Annotated in this window: 18 protein-coding genes; 8 read left to right on the forward strand and 10 right to left on the reverse strand. The window is 40.6% G+C overall.

The features are described from left to right. The first annotated feature begins 394 nt into the window (after positions 1-394). Positions 395-1186, forward strand: coding sequence for a surface adhesion protein Lsa26 (gene lsa26 / locus AB3N61_RS16670; RefSeq protein WP_020769043.1), 792 nt, complete (start codon positions 395-397; stop codon positions 1184-1186). Here the strand turns inward: lsa26 and AB3N61_RS16675 are convergent. Beyond that, positions 1176-1673, reverse strand: coding sequence for a hypothetical protein (locus AB3N61_RS16675; RefSeq protein ID WP_020769173.1), 498 nt, complete (start codon positions 1671-1673; stop codon positions 1176-1178). The two genes, lsa26 and AB3N61_RS16675, sit on opposite strands and share 11 nt — an antisense overlap. 206 nt (positions 1674-1879) lie before the next feature. On the opposite strand from AB3N61_RS16675, the gene AB3N61_RS16680 reads away from it, so the two are divergent. The 4 genes from AB3N61_RS16680 (at position 1880) to AB3N61_RS16695 (ending at position 4519) form a co-directional block, all read left to right on the forward strand. Then, positions 1880-2308 carry a MarR family winged helix-turn-helix transcriptional regulator gene (locus AB3N61_RS16680; protein WP_020769366.1) on the forward strand — a complete coding sequence of 143 codons (429 nt, stop codon included), beginning with the start codon at positions 1880-1882 and terminating at the stop codon, positions 2306-2308. 51 nt (positions 2309-2359) lie between these two features. Next, positions 2360-3109: a glucose 1-dehydrogenase gene (locus AB3N61_RS16685; RefSeq protein WP_020769233.1), complete on the forward strand. Its 750-nt coding sequence runs from the start codon at positions 2360-2362 to the stop codon at positions 3107-3109. 114 nt (positions 3110-3223) lie between these two features. After that, a complete protein-coding gene (locus AB3N61_RS16690; protein ID WP_367898138.1) occupies positions 3224-3784 on the forward strand; it encodes a DNA-3-methyladenine glycosylase I in 561 nt (186 codons plus the stop codon). A gap of 138 nt (positions 3785-3922) precedes the next feature. After that, positions 3923-4519: a hypothetical protein gene (locus AB3N61_RS16695; protein WP_367898139.1), complete on the forward strand. Its 597-nt coding sequence runs from the start codon at positions 3923-3925 to the stop codon at positions 4517-4519. A gap of 20 nt (positions 4520-4539) precedes the next feature. Here the strand turns inward: AB3N61_RS16695 and AB3N61_RS16700 are convergent, their stop codons facing one another. After that, positions 4540-5136: a TetR/AcrR family transcriptional regulator gene (locus AB3N61_RS16700; RefSeq protein WP_367898140.1), complete on the reverse strand. Its 597-nt coding sequence runs from the start codon at positions 5134-5136 to the stop codon at positions 4540-4542. Positions 5137-5236: 100 nt separating this feature from the next. On the opposite strand from AB3N61_RS16700, the gene AB3N61_RS16705 reads away from it, so the two are divergent. Together AB3N61_RS16705 and AB3N61_RS16710 are read left to right on the forward strand one after the other, a co-directional pair. Then, positions 5237-6061, forward strand: a complete 825-nt coding sequence (locus tag AB3N61_RS16705) for an acyl-CoA thioesterase (RefSeq protein WP_367898141.1) — start codon at positions 5237-5239, stop codon at positions 6059-6061. A gap of 45 nt (positions 6062-6106) precedes the next feature. Continuing rightward, positions 6107-6796 carry a TIGR02206 family membrane protein gene (locus tag AB3N61_RS16710; protein WP_367898142.1) on the forward strand — a complete coding sequence of 230 codons (690 nt, stop codon included), beginning with the start codon at positions 6107-6109 and terminating at the stop codon, positions 6794-6796. Between the two features lie 55 nt (positions 6797-6851). Here AB3N61_RS16710 and rsx read toward each other — a convergent pair whose 3' ends face one another. From rsx to AB3N61_RS16730, 4 genes are all read right to left on the reverse strand, one after another. Then, the gene (gene rsx, locus AB3N61_RS16715; protein WP_020769064.1) at positions 6852-8210 is read right to left on the reverse strand and encodes an LIMLP_03685 family anti-sigma factor; all 1359 of its coding nucleotides are present in this window, start codon (positions 8208-8210) and stop codon (positions 6852-6854) included. 1 nt (position 8211) lies between these two features. Then, the gene (locus tag AB3N61_RS16720; protein WP_036089357.1) at positions 8212-8742 is read right to left on the reverse strand and encodes an RNA polymerase sigma factor; all 531 of its coding nucleotides are present in this window, start codon (positions 8740-8742) and stop codon (positions 8212-8214) included. 141 nt (positions 8743-8883) lie between these two features. Beyond that, complete coding sequence (locus AB3N61_RS16725) at positions 8884-10689, reverse strand: RICIN domain-containing protein (RefSeq protein WP_232420984.1); 1806 nt, start codon at positions 10687-10689, stop codon at positions 8884-8886. A gap of 210 nt (positions 10690-10899) precedes the next feature. Next, positions 10900-11301, reverse strand: a complete 402-nt coding sequence (locus AB3N61_RS16730) for a hypothetical protein (protein WP_020769299.1) — start codon at positions 11299-11301, stop codon at positions 10900-10902. Positions 11302-11652: 351 nt separating this feature from the next. Here AB3N61_RS16730 and AB3N61_RS16735 point away from each other — a divergent pair, with 351 nt between their 5' ends. Further along, on the forward strand, positions 11653-11952 hold the full coding sequence (locus AB3N61_RS16735) for a DUF433 domain-containing protein (RefSeq protein WP_020769022.1): 300 nt from the start codon (positions 11653-11655) through the stop codon (positions 11950-11952). A 98-nt stretch (positions 11953-12050) separates the two neighbouring features. On the opposite strand, the gene AB3N61_RS16740 is transcribed toward AB3N61_RS16735, so the two are convergent. The 4 genes from AB3N61_RS16740 to AB3N61_RS16755 form a co-directional block, all read right to left on the reverse strand. Beyond that, on the reverse strand, positions 12051-12578 hold the full coding sequence (locus AB3N61_RS16740; protein ID WP_020769397.1) for a NuoI/complex I 23 kDa subunit family protein: 528 nt from the start codon (positions 12576-12578) through the stop codon (positions 12051-12053). Further along, positions 12565-14019 carry a 2Fe-2S iron-sulfur cluster-binding protein gene (locus AB3N61_RS16745; RefSeq protein ID WP_367898143.1) on the reverse strand — a complete coding sequence of 485 codons (1455 nt, stop codon included), beginning with the start codon at positions 14017-14019 and terminating at the stop codon, positions 12565-12567. The genes AB3N61_RS16740 and AB3N61_RS16745 overlap by 14 nt, the downstream gene beginning before the upstream one ends. Before the next feature lie 144 nt (positions 14020-14163). Beyond that, positions 14164-15309 carry a chorismate synthase gene (gene aroC / locus AB3N61_RS16750; RefSeq protein WP_367898144.1) on the reverse strand — a complete coding sequence of 382 codons (1146 nt, stop codon included), beginning with the start codon at positions 15307-15309 and terminating at the stop codon, positions 14164-14166. Between the two features lie 72 nt (positions 15310-15381). After that, positions 15382-16869 carry a c-di-GMP phosphodiesterase gene (locus AB3N61_RS16755; protein WP_367898145.1) on the reverse strand — a complete coding sequence of 496 codons (1488 nt, stop codon included), beginning with the start codon at positions 16867-16869 and terminating at the stop codon, positions 15382-15384. Positions 16870-16915 lie beyond the last annotated feature (46 nt).

Raw genomic sequence — 16915 nt, forward strand, 5'->3', positions numbered from 1 at the left:
TAATTAATCCGCGTTAGTGGAATTTTTTTTTAAATTCCACTTAGTATACGGAAAGTTATTTGCACTTTGGATGATTTTCATCAAAATCAGATACCCCAAATAGGATAAAAAAATTTTATATGTCGGCTAACGTTGACGAGAGAATAAGAATCATTAAAAAGATCATCTATCTTTAGCTATTCGGGCTACTGGAAAACCCACCGCGATACGAGGGTCCCTTCTACCTGAAAAAGAAAAATAAAGGGGTTTTGAAACGGGATTGTGATAATTTTGGAAAGAAAAAATTTCGATATTTTGCTTTGGATTGCCTTATAAAGTAAAAATACTTGTACCTTGAAATCCTATATATACCGATAGGTAGTAAGAACCAAAAAACCTCGTCCAATAGAGATTTATGACCCTTAGAAAATATTCCGTCTTCCTCTATATTTCGGTTTTATTCTTCCAATCCCCCGTTTTTGCCTTGGGAACTTATTCGGAAGGCTGGACTGTCGCAAAATTGATCCAATTCGAGAGTCGAGGCATCGTCTACGAGTCCTATGAGGGTGTGATAGAAGTACTTACCTACGATCCTGCCGAAGAATGTGACGAAGCTAGGGACGAATGTTTTATGCCTATGCGCAGAAAGGCAAATATCAGTGTCCGCCCGGAAAATGCGGATGTAGTAAACTTTCTGATGAAAAATCTGAACCAGACAATAGTCGTCCAATTCAATATTCACAGGATCCAGCCGATTTCTCTTTCAAGCAGCATCGAAATAATAAGCGCGCAATATCAGGAAAATATAATACCTCATACAACCCCCGTAAAAGATCCAAGCGGAAGAATTACTGTTTGGGTCCAGGCACATGATACTTCTCATCCGATCGATAAGATGGTAACTCGTAAGACCGGTGGAAAAAGAAACTTCTCCGTTATGGGAAGGATCCTAAGTCTAGAATACAAAGGAACTATTGTCGGAACGTACGAAGGTCTTTATATGGATGAGTCAAAGGGCAGAATTCATCCGTTCTCCATAACTTCCGAAGAAATGGCGGAATTCGCCTGGAAAGCAATGAAATATACAGGCAAATATTATTTGGGAGTTTCGGTGGCCTTTGTAACTGGGGTTAGGGAATCACATTACGATATATTTGAGATCAATTTTAGGGAACCGGCAGGTTCTCAGGAAAAACCTAAAAACTAAAATTAGTTAAGTAAGATTTAGAATCCGAATTGAATTGTCTGCTAACCAAATAACCTTCGTTTCCCGTTAGAACAAGTACCTCTATATTACCAGAAAAATTTCCCGGCAGATCTTCTCTGATATAAACTTTAGCATCCGCTAGTTCTAGTGGCGCTTCCAATCCGAAATGAAAGATGTCCCAAGCTAATTCCTCTTTCCAAAAACTTTCATCTACTTGGTTACTCTCCTTCCAACCTTGTTTCAGAAAACGTTCGGGAGAAATTTTTAAATTAAAATGGGCATATACGTTATGATCGGAAGGTTCAGCGAAAATTCTCAAATTTTGAGTATCAGCTAACTTATGGGTCTCTACATAATATACAGCACCTTTCTCCATTCCTAAAGAAGGGTCCTGGATCTCATACAGATCTCCCTCACAATTCGAACTCAGTATAAACGAAAGCACGAACAGTAGGGAATAAACGAAATGTCTGAAAGAGAGGCCCATATATTCTATTATACGAAAATAATTAACATTGAGGGACAGGGTTTTTTTCGGAATTTCGCAAGAAAATCCATTTGGAAAAAAATTTCTTATGTCCATAGGCGACTAAATTCTAATCCAAATGATCTATAAATCGGATTAGGTATTTTACAAGTTCCTTCTATTTTCCGACTTGACAAAACTTTCAAACTATTTCGATGTCTAAATAAATGAAGCCGGAGTATGTAATTCATTTATTATCCAGGACCAGAGACCGGATCCAAAAACATTTGTCCGAAGAATTCCTAAAACAAGGGATCCAGGATCTGGTACCTGCCCATGGCGGAGTACTTTTTGTTTTGGGAAAAGAAGGCCCACTTACGATGAGCGAGTTGGCAAAGTTATTAGATAGAACCAATTCCACAGTGACGGCTCTTTTGGACAAAATGGAGGATTACGACTATATAAAAAGATCCAAACCGTACGAGGACGAAAGAGTAACTTCGGCTGAATTAACGGAAAAGGGAAAACAAACACTAGAAAAAGTGCAAAGAGCTTCCAAAGCAACACTCACAAAGCTGAGTCAAAATCTAGAGCCGGGAGAAAAAGAGGAATTCATGCGGATTTTAAGTAAAATCCATTCGAGTTTCGATCCTTAACGGGAATTTTTTGCATTAATATTTCGACATCGAAATAAATAGGAGAAGGATATGTTAGAGGGAAAAACTGCTGTCATCACCGGATCGGCTAGAGGGATAGGAAAAGTAATCGCAAAAATGTTTTTGGAAAGAGGTTCCAAAGTTATTCTTTCCGATCTAGAAGATTCAAATTGTGAGCAAACTGCGGATGAATTGGCGAGGATTAATCCGGAGAGAGTCTTCTGGAAAACCTGTGATGTGACTTCCAAAAATCAAAACAAGGAATTGGCGGAATTTGCAATCGAGAAAACCGGAGCCTTGGATATTTGGATCAATAATGCCGGAGTCGTCCAAGACGATCTACTCTTGAGAATGTCCGAGGAAAAATGGGAGAAAGTACATTCCGTAAATTTGAAAGCCGCCTTCTTCGGAATCCAAACGGCGGCAAAGTTTATGCTAAAGAATGAATCAGGTAGGATCGTAAATATTGGTTCTGTTTCAGGATTTTACGGTAACGCAGGTCAGGCAAACTATTCTTCGGCAAAAGCAGGACTATTTGCTCTCACAAAATCCGCCGCAAGGGAACTCGCTTCCAGAAATATAACCGTGAACTGTGTTGCTTCCGGTTTTATCAACAATCGATTTGCCGAGCATGTCCCGGAAAAAATTAGAAATTCTATCTTGGATTCCATTCCTTTAAAAATCAAAAGAAATCCGGAAGAAGCGGTCGGCTCTGCAGTCGCTTTCCTAGCTTCCGAAGAAGCGGATTGGATTACCGGAGCAACTCTCCGAGTAGACGGAGGTATGTTGATCGGATTTTAGACCGTTTGCTCATTTGGCAGTTTTACGAACAGGTTAGAAAAGAATTCAAAAAATTTCTTGCCTGTTCTTTTGTAAGAAGTGATTTAACTCTTTAGATTCTTTTCTTCTTATTTTATGAATGCTCTTACAAAATATTGCCAATATGTTCTTTCGCTTGAAAAGGATCAAGATCCGGAAAATAAAATCTATCACGACACGGAATACGGTTTTACCCTAAGATCGGACGATGAATTATTCGGCAGGCTAATCTTAGAGATCAACCAGGCAGGTCTTTCTTGGACCACGATCTTAAGAAAGAAGGAAAACTTCCGTAAGGCTTATAAAAACTTCTCTATTAAAAAGATCTCAAAGTTTTCCGAAAAAGATTTCAATCGCCTTATGAACGATGCAGGGATCATCCGGAACAAACTTAAAATAAACGCCGCCATTCATAATGCGAACGTAATTGTCGGTCTCCAAAAGGAATTCGGAAGTTTCCATGATTGGTTGTATTCGCATCATCCCAAATCATTGGAAGAATGGACCAAACTATTCAAAAAAACTTTCGTGTTCGTTGGTGGGGAGATAGTGAACGAATTTTTAATGAGCACAGGTTATTTAGAAGGAGCTCATGGTCCGGGTTGCCCGATCTATAAGAAAGCCTTAAAGTCCATGCCTGCCTGGAATTCTAAATAGATCTATCATGCAAAAATGAAATCCTTCCTCCTTTCGGAAAAATCCAATGCTGAATTCGAATCTTACTAATCGGCTCCGAAAATCAGGTTTTCTGCTGGTAGACTATCCTAGCCCATTATAAAATAACTTTCCAAGCAAATGAAAGTTAAGTTGTTCTCATTTTCCATTCTTTTCTGTTTCGCGATCAGTTTTCCTTTTTTTATAGGAGCTCAGCCCGAGAGTAAGACAGTTTGTTTAAACTGGGAAAAAAATTTTCCCAAAATAGATTCCAAACTATATTTAGAGATCAGCGGGTTAGAATTGATCCTAAATCCTCCTTCCGACGCGACTATGAGAAGCAGAAGACCGGGAGAGCTTGTTCCCGTCATTCACGGATCTTATAAAATCGAAGGAAACAAATTAGTTCTGATCGAATTTCCGTACGAACCTTCCGATCCTGACGAGTGTTCTTTCAATTGTAAGGAACAATCACTTACTCTTCGGGCCAATCGAAATGTTGAGGAAGTATTCGATACTTGTTTCAAATCATGCAAGGACAATACGAATTTCAAATACGGAAAGGATAAGTTCAAACTACATTTGAAATTTAAGATTTACAGGGATGAATCGGATACTTTACGGATAGATTCAGTTTCTTATAGAGATCTGAATCCGGTCACAGGGAAATTGGTTTATTCATTTCCTCATTATTTCGCAGGCGACCTGGTAGAGTGCGCTAATTCCATTTGGGATTAATATATTCTTAAAATATAATATTACTTATCCAAGGATAAAAGTGCTTTTTCTAGTCGATGGATATGTTTAAAGTCGCCTGACATTCCATATAATTGTAACGCACCTTGATAATAAAAAAGGATACTTTCGGAAATTTCCTTTAACTCGGACTCGGTTTTTGACTTTTTAGAATTCCAAGTAAATCCTTTTAAACACAGTTCGAAATCCTGGACCCAACGATTTAATGCGACTTTTACAAAATCCGAGATCTCAGGTTCGTCATGTGTTTGATTGGATAAATTTGCGTAAGGACAACCGTAAATATACGTATTTTTCAGTCCTCTTCTCAACATTTTCATCCAAGATCGGATAAAGTCCGAATATCTTTTTTCTTTTGCAGCAATCCTTTTAACAAAACCTAATATAGCTTCTTCTTGTTCCAAAAGATAAGCCTTACCCAGATCCCTTTTTGAGGGAAAATGGATGTACAAGCTCTTCTTAAAGGCACCCGCTTCGTCTAAAATTTCGTTTATTCCAGTATTCGGATAACCCTTGGAATAGAACAATTTAAACGCCGCCTGGAGGATCCTGTCCTTGGCCGGATCTTCCGATCGAATTAAGTCCTTTTGGATTCTCATCTTTTTTCTCTTCCGATTATAATTATGGTAGACTGATTTGTCTACCATAATTTATTCTGGAATTTACGAAGTAGACCATTTTGTCTACCGGAGGCTTTTTATGAGGCTCATGGAAAAAACAGATAAGATCAGCACATCCTTCACCGTTCCTGTCCGTAAATCCGACATAGATGTAAACGGACATGTAAATAATGGTACCTACCAAAGTTATTTTGAAGAAGCAAGGATCAAAACATTCCAACTTTTAAAAGAAGAAGGAGAAACAATCCTTAGTTCAGACCGCTTAGTAGTCCGCCAATGCGAGATAGAATACAAAGCAGAGTTAAAATATCCGGAAGATGCAGTAGTGACTACGAACATTCTTCACTCCGATCCCGAATCGACGGAGATTATACAGGAAATTTTCCGCTCTTCCGATTCAACATTGGTATGTAAGGCAAGATTTGTGATGAGCCTTTTTAACGATTCGGAAGAGGTCTTTTATTCGGAAGAGGATTATCCGTATGCCTTCTATCATCCGATCAGCGTAGGCTGGGCGGAGATGGATCCGGAAGGTAAGGTAAATCTAGAAACAATCCAGTATTATCTAGACGATGCAAGGATCCGCTCTTCTTATCAATGCGGATTGGATTTACATGCATTACAGGCAAAAGGGATCGGTCCGGTTGTTTACAAAGCCGAATTAAACTATTTCGACTCTATGGGTTTTCCGGAAAATTTTGTGATCGTAACTGTGTATCAAAAAGCGGAGAAGAATAGATTGGCATTTCGACATGATGTATTCTCTAAAAAGACAAAAAAATTGATCCTTACTTCTTTAGTGCAAGGACTGTTTATGGATCTAAAGAGAAAAAGACCCCACCAATTCACTGAAGAAGAAATGAAAATGATATTTAGTGTGAAAACTAAGCCTATCTTCGATTGAATTTATGATTTGAATTATAGCTAACAAAAAGAGAGGTTAGCTTCAATGAGATTCGAACATTGGAGCCCTCTCCATTTTATTATTCTTTTTCTCACGGCTTTCCTCGGTTTCGGACTCCCGTACTTCTCTAAAAAGTTCGCTTCTCCCAAAGTTAAGAATACGATAGGGTATGTACTCGGGATTATTCTTCTTTTAAATTATTTGGTTTATGTAATATATCGGATCGATTCGGGATATTGGCAGATACGTTATGATCTTCCTATGGAGTTTTGTAATTGGTCCGCAATCGTAACCTCTCTGGCGCTTTTTACTCGAAACAGGACTCTTGCGGAACTTTCCTATTTTTGGGTAATTGCAGGTTCCATGCAAGGGGTTATTACTCCGGATCTTTCAGTTACATTTCCTCATATCTACTTTTTTATATTCTTTATAGCTCATTCCGGCCTGGTCATTGCCACTCTTTATGTTGTATTTGGCCTGGAGCTCATCCCCAGAAAAGGTTCAGTTCTTCGAGCCGTTCTTTACGCGCAGATCTACGTTATTGTTGCTTTGATTATAGATTTTGCTTTAGACGCGAATTATGGATATATGAGAGAAAAATCGGCAGCAGGCTCTTTAATGGATTATTTAGGTCCATGGCCTATTTATATTCTTTGGATGCAGGCTTTAGGAGTGATCCTTTTCACCATATTATATCTTCCATTCTGGAAGAAAAATGCAGAATCGAAATATTAAACAAGAATGGTGTAAATCAGCAAAGATCGGCAATTCGGTAGAAAAAACAAGACGACTATTCAGATTCTATTCTTTCTACAGCGTCTACCGGAATGATCAAGTTTCCATCCGGTCTTAATACTACATAGAAGCTATCTTGCTGGTAAATTATCCCTCTTTCCATCGATCCATCCTTTAGATATAGAATACGGACTTCTTGGGAGATAACATGTGAAGCACTCGGACCTTTACTATTTAAAATGTCCGTAATGGATGACTTGTCCACCTTCTTGACCAACTCCATCAATTGTTCTCTTTCCTTCAGATCTTTTGGAGGGAAACGAACCATACTTGCAAATTTTCTTTCCAAATCCGCTTTTTCATCCGGAAGGATCTTTTTTAGGGAATTTTTAAGCTCTTTAGGAGAGATCAAAAAAGGGTCCTTAGGAAGCGAATCCACATGAGGTTTCAAACTCTTAATGAGAGTTTCGTCCAACTGAGCGCTAGGTAAGGATTTTTTACCGGCCTTAATCGAGTCTTCGATCTTTTTAAGGCCTTTTATTTTTGCAGGAGAGAATCCCTTCCATGCAAGTTGTTGTCCAGATTCTAATATTACTTGTTGTTTATCGAATAAGATCGGATATTCTTTTTCAAGTAGCGCAATTTCTTCTTTCGTCAACCAACTTGAGACCGATTCCCAGAAAATGGCTCCTCCGGACTCTAATCTCGCTTTTCCTTCTAATACTTTTACGGATAAAGAAGAATCAGTACGTCCTTTGTTGATAGAGACTTTTGTTCCTTCTAAGACCAATCTAAAGTCATCAGAACCAATAGAAATATTTTCCGAATCTTTCGGGCCTTGGCTGTCCATAAGAATTGTTCCGTATCCAAGGGATACATGAATAGCATTTTCCTGACGTTCCGCAGTGAAGTCCGTGTCAGGTAGGGCTCTAAGAGTCACACTCCTTTTACCTTCTAACTGAACATCACAAACGGAAGATTTTCCGGATACGATCCGTTTTCCGGAGACATCTTCGCCTGCTTGGGAAGTTTTACCTTCGATAGAACAATCGCCGTAAGAATAAGTGAACTTATCCAAAGTAGCTTCGCCCTTTTTGATCCGGGAACTCTGATAGAAGTATATTCCAAAACTTGCAAATACCAAAGCTGCCGCTGCGAGATAGATCCTAGGTTTAGGGAAAGGGAGAACTGTTTTAGAGGAAGTTTGAGGAGAAATGTTTTTTAACTCCTGGGAAGCGCTAGGAGTTCTGAGTTGGGATTGGATCTGGGTAAGTCTTCGGTATTCGACCGCTCTTTCAGGGTCCTTTAATACGATCTCCAAAAGTTGTTTTTTCCCTGCAGCATCCAGCTCGCCGGAAAGATATGACTCTAGTAGGTCTTCGAAACTATTTGACTGTTGAGTATCTAATGCCATCTTATAGTCCGATCCCTTCCGCTTCAAGATGTGTTCTTAATAATCTGAACGCACTAAGCAAACGACGACTAACGGTTCTCTCCGATATTCCGAGAGTATCCGCAGTTTCCTTGAGAGTTTTCTTTTGGATTTCCTTCAGTAATATTATACTCTTCTCAGGCTCAGGAAGACGCGAAACCCCATCTTTTAATGCTAAATTGAGAGAATTTTTCTCCAATTCAAGAGGATCCTCATGGTTCCCCCCCGAGAGTTCCGGAAAATTCTCTACATTAATTGAGACGTTCCCCGTCTCCTTCTTTGTACGATTGAAATGTTTAAAATAGAGGTTTTTAGCGATGGTACAAGACCAAGAGGAGAAACTACCTCTCTCTGGATCGAATCTATCCATGACCTCGAAGGCCTTCAAAAATGTCTCTTGAGTCAAATCTTCGGCAATTTCGGGATTTCCTGAGAGTTTTAGCAGGAAATGGTACACAGTATTCTTGCAGGACTCGTAAAGAGTGATAAATTCCTGTTGGGAAAGACCTTGCATTTTTTGTTCAGTAGGACCGAAAAAAAGGATTTCTGCTAATTTTTGGGATATTCCGATTCTGCGGAAGCGAAAAAAATAAGGCCCCCGAAAATCGAGAGCCCTACTCTTTTTACAGAACACAGCGGTTTCCCGCAGGTAATTTTAGCGTAAGAACTGGAACTTTTCGTTATCCGTCCAAGCACATGGCCATTGGATCAGGAGACCTCCATCCCCAGTCGCTCCGCCGGCGATGTCCCAACACTGGCTGCTATGTTTTGCCTGAAGAGCAAAGAATCCATCTCCGTAAGAGAGCAATTGGAATCTTTGGTTGTTTCCGCTACCGCAAGAATATTGGATTACATTCATTCCTGCCGCAGTCGATCCTCCCTTCACATCCATACATTTGCCGCTATGTTTTGCGATAAACTTGAAGTATCCATCTCCAGTAGATTCAAGTAACCATTTTTGGTTATCCTGATTTACGTTCGTCCATTGCCAGATGTTGGTGTTGTCGGAAGTGCTCACACCGGAAACATCCAATACTTTGCCGCTATGTTTTGCGGAAATCGCAGAATAATCCGAACCGGTCGGATCGTTTACGAAAGGAATATTTCCTCCCACGGAAGACTTATCACATCCGTCGGATCCGCAACCCGCACGGGAACGCCAGTCCCCTCTTTCCATCGGATGACCGATCCCGTCGAAACAAGCCGATCCTTCACAATTCATCCAGCTAGGAGCATCTCCGCCTCTTCTCAATTTAACTAAATTGTTCCAAGTATCCTGGTGATAATCGTTGCTCCCCGGATTTCTGAAATCTTCGAAGTATAAACAACCGCCTGATCCACCGTCATCATGGAAAGATCCGTGCGCATTCTTACCAACATAACCGACAGGATGAGTACCGTTCACAACTTCAAAGTTCCCGATTTCTTTGGAATACCATCCGGAGTGTTGAGACCAAGCAACTCGTTTCATTTGTCCGTTTACTACGAGTACACTCATTCCTTCCCAGTCAGCGGCGTGACTTCCGAAGCTTAGGAAACAAGTACTTTGCCAAGCATAGAAGAACCAGTATCTAAGAAGAACTGCATTTGTTCCGACAGGAGAAGCTTCGTAGAAAATAGGTACTTGGTTGTTTGCAATAGTGGAATAATCCTTATTACAAAGATTTTGAGCGGGAACCCCGGCAGCTCTCTGAGTGTAATAGGTCTGAGGATCGCTAGTGAAACATTTACCAGAATCTCCCGAACCCGTAGTAGTCTCTTGATCGAATCTCAAACGCGGAGCAAATTGTTGTGCCAACGCGTCGTAGTCGACACTTGGTCCACCGTTATCGGCTTGGCAAAGATATAAGCTCATATTGTCGCAATAACGACCATTACAGCTTGCGCCAGCGATATACATGGATTCAGGAGCTACGAATTTCCCGCCGTCCTCCTCAGAGATGCCGGAAGTCCAATAACAATTATTCCTTACTCCATTATTGTTCAATTGAGAACATTTCAAGGAAACGTTATCGCAATAACTTCCGGAACATTTGATCCCGGTAACAAACGCGTTATTATCACAAACACGATAGTTTGTACCTTCTTCCGAAAACCAATCTGTCCACCAGCTATTGGTGTGAGTGTATCCGGATTCGCTTGCTAGAAGATTTATATCATCGCAATAACGACCGCTGCATCGTAAACCGCGGGTTAAAAACGTTGGCCCTGTTTCGATCGGATTCGCACCATCGGTGGTCCAATTCAACCAATGGGGAGGAAAAATCTCATTATGAAAATAAGTGCTGGCTGCTGCGCTAAATAACTTAGATCCATTTCCGCTTTTAGAAGGAAGAAGGCTAGAAAGCACTCCTAACTCCGCTCCGTTCGACGAGGACTTATCGCTACAAGCCACAAAAGACCCGCTGATAAGCCCGATGATTACCAGAGTATATACACCCCGGATGATAATTCTCTTCATTAAGATCCCTCTTTAGTTTTAATGTGGAGGTTTATGTATTTAAACGATAGGATAGTATAGGCACCTTAATTCTCACTTATTTTCGAAACTAGATAATATAATTTCTGAAATAAATAAAATTTTTATTTCGAAAGCTTGTTCGATTTTAATGAATAAAGTTCGTTCTATATTTAACTGAGAAGGAAGATAGAGTTACTAAGGGGATGAGAATTAAGACTTACGGCCCTTCTTCTTTGGTGAAGCTGCCTTTAGGTTTTTAGGATCCTGATCTTTGCTCATTCTGATCAATTGTGGTCCCATAAATTTTATGAATTCTTCTAAGAATGTGACGAATCCTTTGGAACCTCTATTCTCGCTTATAAAAATTAAAATCCTACGAATTGCCGGATCTTCGGTTAGATCACCTAGCGCAGTTTCGTGTGAGCTTTTCTTATCTTTATCTAAAAACGCTTTTAGCTCCAAGCGAAAGAATAAACAAAGATTGATAAAATCATGAGTAAGTAATCTCGACTCTCCTCTTTCTATTTTTCCTAAAAGGTTCGGATTGAATGGAACGCCATATTCCTTTTTGAGAGTGTCGGCAAGTTCCTTTAAAGAGAGTCCCTTCTCCATCCGGCAATATCTGAAGACGTCGCCGATTTTAGTGTAAATTGATTCGATGGAGCCGTTTTCCATATTTCGAACGTTTAAAAACGTCTATAATAGAATAGGATCTGTGAAGCTGCTCAACTTCGAATCGAATTCTTCTTCCTTGGATTGACTTGGCTTGTTTTAAGCTGAATTTTTTATCCTATGAGTACTTTTGTTACTTTTATTTATATTTTATTCTTTTTATTACTTTAAGGATTTTTTTGAAAGTTGTTTATTCCCTAAATCATACGGATTATTTCTTTCCTCGGAAAAATTTCAGACTAAAGAATTAAAGATTCAAAATTTGGCTGGGAGCCTTGTTGTAAAATTAGAATGGAAACAAATACAGAAACTATAGATCGGATCGTATCCCATCCTTCCATCTGCGGAGGTAAACCCGTGATCCGGGGGACCTCGATCCGAGTTTTAGAAATATTAGATATGATTTTCTTAGGATTCGGATACCGTGAAATTCTGAACGAATATCCGAATATTCGGGTTTTGGATATTGAAGCTTGTTTGGAATACGCTTCGAAAAGATTACATTCACCGATATTGGATAAAGCAAATCGGGAACTACCAAGAGAATTTGACTCGTCGGAATTACGAAATTCTAATCGAAGAGTTTCATAAGAGCCTTGTTCTAAGCTCCTGAAGCTCGCAAAGCGAGCTATAGTCGTTACACTTCCTGAAGCTCGCAAAGCGAGCTATAAACAGGAAAAGCCGGAGGGTTAGAGTCTTTCTCCTAAGATTGGTCCTCCGACTTTTTGCATCATTCTTTCCTTAGTTAAAATCAGATCTTCTCTATTGTCCGCGGCCATCTCCGCAGGACCGTCCAAATAGATCGCACCTTTAGGACAGGCCTCTTCGCACATCCCACAGAATATACAACGCAATAAATCTATTTCGAATTTTTTAGCAAACTTATCTTCCGGATGAAGATGTTGGATCTCAGGAGTAACATGTCCTGCTTCTATTTTGATCGCGTCTGCAGGGCAAATCCACATACAGCAGAAACAGCTGGTACATCTTTCTCTACCCAACTCGTCTCGTTTCATAGTATGCATTCCGCGGAAACGAGAAGAGAACTTTCTTTTCTTTTCGGGGAATTCTAATGTGACTGCACCTTTCAAAAAAGCGGCTTTGATAAAATGTTTTAACGTGATCCATAATCCATTCGCTATGGAATAGGAATATAATCTTTGGTACCAAGCCGGCTTATGTTTTGCCGCTACATTAATTACATTAACGGTTCCCAACGGCTGCCTCTCTAGGGTTAGAACGTAATTCTAACGTTTTCTTTTCCAATATTGAAAAAATTTCCGCAGAGCTTGATAAACCTTTTGGGGCTTCCATTGATTTACTAAAGTTCTGGATCCATCCTTTTTTATTCGTAAAACTTCCGCTTTGTTCCGAATATGCTTTGATCGGTACTGAATATTTTGCCTTAGCTACGTCCTGCGTAAGGTTCGTTTCTAAGACTACTATAGATTCGGAAGGCACGCCAGCCAAGATCTCGGAAACTTTTTCCTTAATCACGAAGATCAGATCGAATTCACCTTTTGCAGCAGAAGAACGAATGGAATCGATTCCTTCAACGGAAACGAATCCTGCATCTACTGCACCTTTTGTGTTCGGTCTTTGATCCGTAGTGTATAAGAAATCCACTTGTTCAGGCTCTTTGTATTGTTCGGAACTTATTCTAGCCTCGGTTACGAATGCAACTCCAAGCCTAGATAAGGATTCTTTGATAGCTTTTAAGTTCTGATCCGATTCGTGAGCCCCGCCGATCACTGCGATCTTTTTGGATCCAGAGATTTTTTCGGAAATCTCATCGAGGACAGTAGAGCTAACACTTGCTTCTCCATTCTTATAGAAGGAGAAAAGTCTGTTTGTATTCAACCAGTCGACATTGAATCTTCCTTTATCACAAAGGAAATACTGATCCTTTTCCTCGTCTATTCGAGGCATATAGCGGAACATTTTATTATCCCGAACGTTTGTATAAGTTTTACAACCGGTGCTACAGCCAGGACAAACGGATTCTTCCGATTTATACCACCAAACCCTGGATTTGAATAATGTTTTATGATTTAATAATGCACCAACAGGGCAGATATCAGCAAGCGCACCCTGGTAATTATGGTTGATCGGTTCTTCTTTTGCCAGTCCTATGATGGAATGATATCCCCTTTCGAAAAGTCCAAGGTTGGATTCACCAACCATTTCTTCTTCGAAACGAACGCAACGATAGCATACGATACAACGATTGTGGTTGATGATCAGATTAGAACCGATCTCTTCCTGAGGAATATTCCTTTTTTCAAATGTGAATCTGGAATTTCCTTTTCCTTCTTTGAAGGAATTGTCTTGGAGCTGACACTCTCCGGCTTTATCACAGACTGGACAATCCAAAGGATGGTTTGCGAGTAAGAACTCCATCGTGCCTTCTCTCGCTTCTTTCACTCTATCACTTTTTGTGACGATGGAAAGTCCTTCGGTTACCTTAGTATTGCAAGCTACTTGTAAACGTGGAATCCCTTCTATCTCGATGAGACACATGCGGCACATGCCGACTACGGATAATTTAGGATGATAACAGAAAAACGGTATATCCACTCCTACATCTTTAGCGGCGGATATTAGATTTTTTTTCTCGTCGACCTCGTATTCGATCCCGTCTATCTTTATCTTGACCACTCGAACCTCCGTTTTTCTAAACAAGCCAGGCGCCAAATCTCAATTGAAACGTACTATTCTAAGTTGGCAACCCGTTTCTAGATCGCATAGAGGTGAGAGCCTGTCTCAGATCCTGGAAGTCCGTTGCAGACTAAAGAGACGAATTCAGAGTTTTAAATCTCTGTAATAATCCGGAATTTTGGCCCATTTTTGGAACCACTGCGGATTCATCGCTCTTTGGTAAAGGTAGGCGTCTACTAGAACCAGGTTTACGGCCGCTTCCACAATTGGAACCGCTCTCGGAAGAACACACGGATCGTGTCTGCCTTTCGCCTCCAGTGTGGTTTCTTTTCCTTCGATATTTACAGTATTTTGTTTTTTGAAAATAGTGGATGTAGGTTTAAACGCGGCGCGGACCACCAAAGTTTCTCCGTTAGAGATCCCTCCTTGGAGTCCTCCGGAATTATTTGTGCGAGTGCGGACTCTTCCGCTTCCTTCTTCCACGTAAAACTCGTCGTTATGAGTACTTCCGGTTAGAAGAGTACCGGAAAATCCGGAACCTACTTCAAAACCTTTACACGCTGGAATAGAGAGAATGGCCTTCGCTATGTCTCCATCCAATTTGTCGTACACCGGATCTCCAAGACCGGGCGGGAGATTATAAGAAGCAGAACGGATGATCCCACCCACGCTGTCTCCTGCTTCTTTCATTTGTAGAATAAGGGCACGCATTTTATCCGCGGCCTGAGTGTCAGGACAACGGACCTCGTTTATATCAACTTCCTCTCTAGTTTGGGGATATTTGTTTTCTGCAATTTCGGAAGAGATGGTCCCGATCGTATCCACCCATGCGACCGTTTTCACTCCTAGATCGTCCTCTAAGATCATTCTGGCAATAGCACCTGCAGCGACTCTTGCGATCGTTTCTCGAACAGAGGATCTTCCTCCCCCAACGTGAGCGCGGAATCCGTACTTGGTTTGGTAAGTATAATCTGCATGGGAAGGGCGGAACGTTTCTCTTAAATTTTCGTAATCTTTGGAGATCGTGTTCTGGTTGTTTACGATCAATGCGATCGGACTTCCGATCGTTTTCCCTTCAAAAACCCCCGAAAGAACTCGAACTGTGTCTGATTCGTCCCTAGGAGTGGTGAGTTTACTCTGTCCGGGTCTTCTCCTGTTTAAATCCTTTTGGATCTCGTCCAATCGGATCGGAATTCCTGCGGGAACTCCTTCGACAACAACTCCCACCGCTTCGCCGTGAGATTCTCCGAACGTACTGACTTTGAATATTTTACCCCAACTGGAAGGCATACAGTACCAGAAAACAGGAGACCACCAACGGAAGAAAGTAGGATTCCAAAGTGGAGAGGAAAAGCGGATCGTTTACGCGACAGATTTCGGAGCCGTTTTGCGATAACTTTTATCTATCAGATCGAACAAAGGAGGATCCAATTCCGGATCAATCGCGTAAATTACCCTTCTAGGATCCACTGCATTGGAGAGATTGAAAACCGCCTTTCTTATATCCGGGCGGAACGTTTTTCGATCGTAACCCACGATCTTTAACTTTCCTTTATTCGAGAAAACAGGCCGTATAGTCCCGACTCTTTCTAGGAGGGGACGGGTTTGGTTTTTGTTAATTTCCCGAATAACACATGTCTCGAAGTGGATCTTGTGCTGAGAGTCCGTGGAAACTACGATCACATAGTCTCCCACATTTAGAACACTTTTGTTCTCACATAAACTCAAAGCCATAAAATCGAAAAATTCCTTAACTACTCTTTCATTATATGAGAAAAAGCTGTTATTCAAGATCAACTTCATGGCAGTGATAGGAGAATATGCCGGCCTCCAATTCTGAGCGGTGCTAAGAGAGGCAAACTCCCCTGCAATGGAAATAATCGCAGGATCGTCTTCGCTATACGAATTACTTTGTAGAATATACAATTGTCTTTGCATATCTTCCACAAGCACACTTCTAGAAAGATCGTTCTTATATTTTTCGCAATATTCCCCCAGTCTTTTCACTAAAAATGCAGTAGAAGGATAGTTATTGTTCAATCCTTCTCCTCTGTATGGCCTATGGCTATTCAATACTGCGGTTTTTACCGGACTTTGGATAGAAGCTAGATTCCCGATCATCAAATAGCTGACAATCGGATGATTTTTAACGTATTCAAATTCTTCCGTACTTAGATTCCCATGGTCCGGAAGTTTCATTCTGACCTTGCCTATATCGACCATATAAGCCGCCATCATCAAGTTCAATTGTTGTGCTTTGGAATTTTCGCTGTCTTTAACCGAGATCGCTTTTAAACTCCTTAGCTTCATCGCCATTGAGATAACCGTTCTTTTGGTCAGGACTTCGGAATCCGTTTCAACTCCTGCGGATTTCATTACTTCGATGACGTTGACTAGACCCAGCTCAACATCCTGGCTATTTGCAAAATCATCTAGGATCACATCGATCGCCTTCGCGACATTCTTCACATGATTACCGTTTAATGGATAGTCTCTCAATTCCTTGAGAAGATCGGAGGCCTGTCTTGCCATCTGCAAGGTAAGATCAGGATTCACTAATTTGATATAAGAGACTTTTTTACCGTTTACCGAGTCCGGTTGTTCCGTTTGGATCCCCACCTTATGTCTTTCGGAGAGAAGGTAATAGATCCCTTGTAGTTCGAATTTTTGTAGTTTGTTAATATCCGCTTCGCTAGCGTTATCTTTGCGATGAATTAAGATCTGCCCGTTCTTATTATAAAAATCTACGGGAATAGATTGGTTTTCTTTAAACTGTCTGATTACTTCCGCATTAAACTCAAATCTTTCAAGTCTGAGAGGATCGATCGGACCACTTTGAAATTGAGTCATAGTAAAAATCCATACGCATCACCAAAGGGCCAAAAAAATAAGCCCA

The organism is Leptospira sp. WS58.C1, from assembly GCF_040833995.1.
In the GTDB taxonomy this organism is placed as follows: domain Bacteria; phylum Spirochaetota; class Leptospiria; order Leptospirales; family Leptospiraceae; genus Leptospira_B; species Leptospira_B cinconiae.